The 3,998-nt window shown below is 67.4% G+C and carries 3 protein-coding genes and 1 pseudogene; all 4 read right to left on the bottom strand.

Annotated features, from left to right (window positions below):
- Positions 1–586 (bottom strand): annotated as a pseudogene (locus QN345_RS16435) (hypothetical protein); the annotation flags it as partial.
- A 93-nt stretch (positions 587–679) separates the two neighbouring features.
- A complete protein-coding gene (locus tag QN345_RS16440) occupies positions 680–2,302 on the bottom strand; it encodes a CDP-alcohol phosphatidyltransferase (RefSeq protein ID WP_323508893.1) in 1,623 nt (540 codons plus the stop codon).
- The gene (locus tag QN345_RS16445) at positions 2,299–3,045 is read right to left on the bottom strand and encodes a RibD family protein (RefSeq protein ID WP_322189712.1); all 747 of its coding nucleotides are present in this window, start codon (positions 3,043–3,045) and stop codon (positions 2,299–2,301) included. Before QN345_RS16445 ends, QN345_RS16440 begins: the two co-directional genes overlap by 4 nt.
- A partial coding sequence (locus QN345_RS16450) for a lysylphosphatidylglycerol synthase transmembrane domain-containing protein (RefSeq protein ID WP_323508894.1) occupies positions 3,042–3,998 on the bottom strand: 957 nt, incomplete at its 5' end. The genes QN345_RS16445 and QN345_RS16450, both read right to left, overlap by 4 nt.

Below are 3,998 nucleotides of genomic sequence, written 5' to 3' on the forward strand. Positions count from 1 at the left end.
AGATGTCGCCGACGGCCAGTTCATAAGGGCCGCCCTCGAACTTGCCGAGCCGGATCTTCGGGCCCTGCAGGTCGACCGGCGGCAGATCTGGAGCGGCCCCGTCGAGGGGCGGGGTGCCGTCGAGCAGCTTCTGGGCCTCGGCGGCGTCGCGGGCGGCCTTCTCAGCGGCGTCGATCTCGGCCACCAGCCGGCCCACCCCGAGGAGCTTGACCGCATCGCCCTTGCTCGACCCGGAGATCGACTGCAGCAGGTCCTCCGGGGAGCGGAACCCCTTCCGGGCCGCAAGACCCTTCCCGCCGAGTTCGGGCCGGGACCTGCGGGCCAGGGTCGCTGCGAACCACGCCGCCTGGGTGTCGAGGGCCCGCCGGGCTCCCGCGATCAACACGTGTCCCTCGAGCACCGCCTCGTCACTGAGCGTGTCGACGGCGGCGGACGAACCGCCCAACCCGGTGACGACATTTGCCATCGAGCGCAACCCGCCGAGCACGCCGCCGCCGAGCACGCCGCCGCCGAGCACCGGGTCGTCATGCTCCCGGTCGCCGTGCGGCTTTTCGGGTGAGGCGGGCGACTCCGGGAGGTTGGTCATGCCCCCACGTTACGACCGACCACCGACATTCTGTGAGCATGGCTCAGGTGTGTGGAAACTTCCTCTGACCAGCACACTGTTGAGGACAGGTCGTCACTCAAATGCCGCGAAAAACCGGTCACGGAACTCGTCCATCCGCCATTCGGGTGCCGCGCGATCCGGCAGCATTCCCGGTTGCCACTGCCAGGAAGCGATCCGGCTCATGACCTCGGGATCCCGGGAGATGATGCTGATCGGCACGGTGTGGTTCGCGCCTTCGCCACTGACCACGGTCGCCGGTTGGTGGTCGCCGAGAACGACGAGGACGAGATTCGGGTTGTCGTAGGTGGTGAGGAACGAGATGAGCGTGCTGAGCGAGTATTCAACGGATTGTCCGTAGAGCTGCTGTACCAGATGCGGGTTCTGCCAGACCTCGCTCGGAGACAGTCCCTGGTCCGGCTGGGGGTCGTAGAGTGAACCGTCTCCGACAGCGGTCCACGGCACCTCGTGAGGCAGGGGAGTCCACGGGGTGTGCGAGGACACCAGGTCGATCTCCGCCATCAGCGGACGGTGTGGTCCGGCCAGTTCGTGCTTCTGGAAGTATTCCCAGGTGTACTGGTCGGGTATCAGGGCATAGCTGAACGGAGGACCCTGATATCCGACGTTCTGGGAGGTGAGTTCTGTCCCGAAATGATAGAACGATCGGCCGATCGGCCACGGCCCGGTGTCGGAGGGCACGTCACTGATGGTGTGCCAGCCCGCCTCGGCAAATGCCCTGCTGAGGGTGAGCCGGTTTCCGGCGGTCACCTGATCGTATTTCTGTTGTGAGTCGATCCAGAGCCCGGTTTGCAGGGTGGAATGGGCGAGCCAGCTGATTCCGCCGAATGTCGGCGAGGTGAGAAAGGCGCTGCGTTCCTGGTAGCCCGTGGCCGCGAGCTCCGCGTTTCCCCTGCGCAGGACGTCGTCGACGCCGACGGAGAAGAACGTGTCCTGCACGGCGACCTGGCCGTAACTTTCGACGAACGCGACGATGACGTCCTTTCCCTTCAGCCCGGTGAGGAGAGAGGATGCCGGCAGTCGGGCGTATTCGTCGGTTGCGCTTGCGCGTGCGAATCTGGCCTGGTCGGCATCCGCGATCCTGACCTGCTCGGCTTTCACGACGACCGTGTGGATCGTGTCCGCAGCGGCGACGGATTCGCCGGGTACGACCTGGGCGCCGCTGAATCCGAGCGCGATCCAACTCGCTGCGATCACGAAGCCACCGATCGCTGCGGGGCGGCGGTGCCGACCCACTGCGTCCGTGATCCGAAGGAATGCACCAGCGAGAATGAGAGTGACAGCCGAAAACGATATCGGGATCAGGATGAGCAGTGTGACCGATGCGACCGGGCCGGCAGAATCCCGGAGGACACCGTAGGCGTCCCGCACCTCCGGCCAGCCGGTCACCACATTGAACGGCTGACCGACCGTGCTTTTGAACCCCCGATCGAGAGCCGCGAGAGCGATGGTTGCGACGAAGACCATGGCGGCGAGGATCGAGACGGTCCGGCGCGCGAACGGACGCCGAAGTCCCGCCAGGATCAGGACGACGACGACCGATTCCAGGGGTACGCGCACCAGGGCCAGCAGCGACCCCGTGCTGATCCATCCAGGCGCGAGGACAGAGACGAATGCCAGGACGAGGGCGGCGGCCAAACCCACCCGTCGTCGAACCATCGGCGGACGGTTGGCGCTCACCGCATTCCCGCCATGAGAGGCGCCGTGATCACAGCCGGGTGGGCTTCCGCGTCGTGCTCGGTGAACCGATCTGAGAGCGCGTAGCGCATCAGAACCATGTCACCGATCGGCCTGGCTTCTGCGAGGTGAGCCCGCCGGTCACTGGTCCAGGGAAACAGGGCGTCGCCGACGAAGCGGGCGCCACCGGCTGAGCCGACAAAGAACGGTGCCACGCATAGCTGGAGCTCGTCGACCAGATTCGCGGTGAGAAACTGCGTGTGGACTATCGCTCCTCCCTCGACCATGAGCGTGCCGATCCCGCGCTGACCCAGGTCGGCGACGAGGTCGGCCATTCTCACTCCACCGTCCAGCCCGACGACAACGGCGGCGGGTCCGAGCCGTCGCCGGAGGCCGCCGGCCAGCGGCGCGGGGCAGTACACGAGCCGAGTGGTGTCGCCGGATGTGAAGAATGCCGCGTTCGGATCGAGGTCGCCCGTCGCCGTCACCGTGACCTTCCACGGTGAGCGCGGCAGGCCGGCCGCCTCTCGACGGTTCTGGCGGGCAGCGCTCCTCACCAGCAATCGCGGGTTGTCGGCTCGCACGGTTCGTGCACCGACCAGGATTGCGTCGTTCCTTGCCCGCACGGCGTCGACACGATCGAGGTCGGCTGCATTCGACAGGGTGAGCCGCGGTGGACGCGCTGTGTCGAGATACCCGTCGAGCGAGATGGCGCAGCTCAGGGTGACGAATGGCGTGAGTGTCACGATGTCTCCTCCTGGTCGAGAGCGTGTGGAACGAGAATGGACTCCGGTCGGCGCAGACGAACGGCGACAGCGGCGGCGACGAGCGCGCCTGGCGCGATCGAGAGCATCGTGAGCACGCCGAACAGGGTGGATGCCGCCACCCCCGCCGGCGCGCCCGATCCCGCAACTGCGAATGCCCAGCCGGCGATGCCCTCGCGAGGTCCCCAGCCGCCGATGTTCAGCGGGATCGAGGCGCCGAGCAGGATGACGAGAGCGAGAGTGAGCATCCGCAGCCCCGGCATCCTCGCGCCAACGGCCGTAGTTGCGAGCGTGAGAGTGGCGACATGGCAGCCGACGACGATGACCGACGCGATCGCGACCTGCAGGGAGGTGCGCAGTGATCCGAGGCCGGCCCGGAGTTCGCGCGCCTCGCTGAGCAGCACCGCATGGGCGCGTGTGCTCAGCGCTATCGTCGCGGCAAGCCCGGCGACGACGACGCCGAATCCGATCCCGAGCGCCGGCAGCAGGTAGCCCTCGAACTCGGTTCCGAAGCACGCCAGCACTATCAGCGCCAGGCCGAGCTGCACGACCTGCCCCGACAGGCGCTCGACCGCGACAGCGCGCGCGGCGGGCCTGACGCTTGTGCCGCGCGGGCCGCTGTCGACTGCCCGGCGGATGTCCCCGACGATTCCGCCCGGAAGGATCGTGTTCAAGAACTGGGACTGGTAGTACATTCCGACGGCGGTCGACAAGCGGAGCGGAACTCCCAGGCGGGTCGCGATGAGCTGCCACCGCCACGAGGCAGCCACCGTTGCAACGGCCGAAAGAAGCAGCGCCGCGCCGATCGTCGGTCCGTCCAGGCTGACGATGCCCTGCAGGAACGGGCCCGTGCCCACCTGCCCGATGACGCTGATGAGGACCCCGGCGCCGAGGACCGGACGGATGGCACGGCGGAATCCCGCCGACCGCAAGAC

The organism is Cryobacterium sp. 10I1 (assembly GCF_035019805.1).
GTDB classification, from domain to species: Bacteria; Actinomycetota; Actinomycetes; order Actinomycetales; family Microbacteriaceae; genus Cryobacterium; species Cryobacterium glucosi.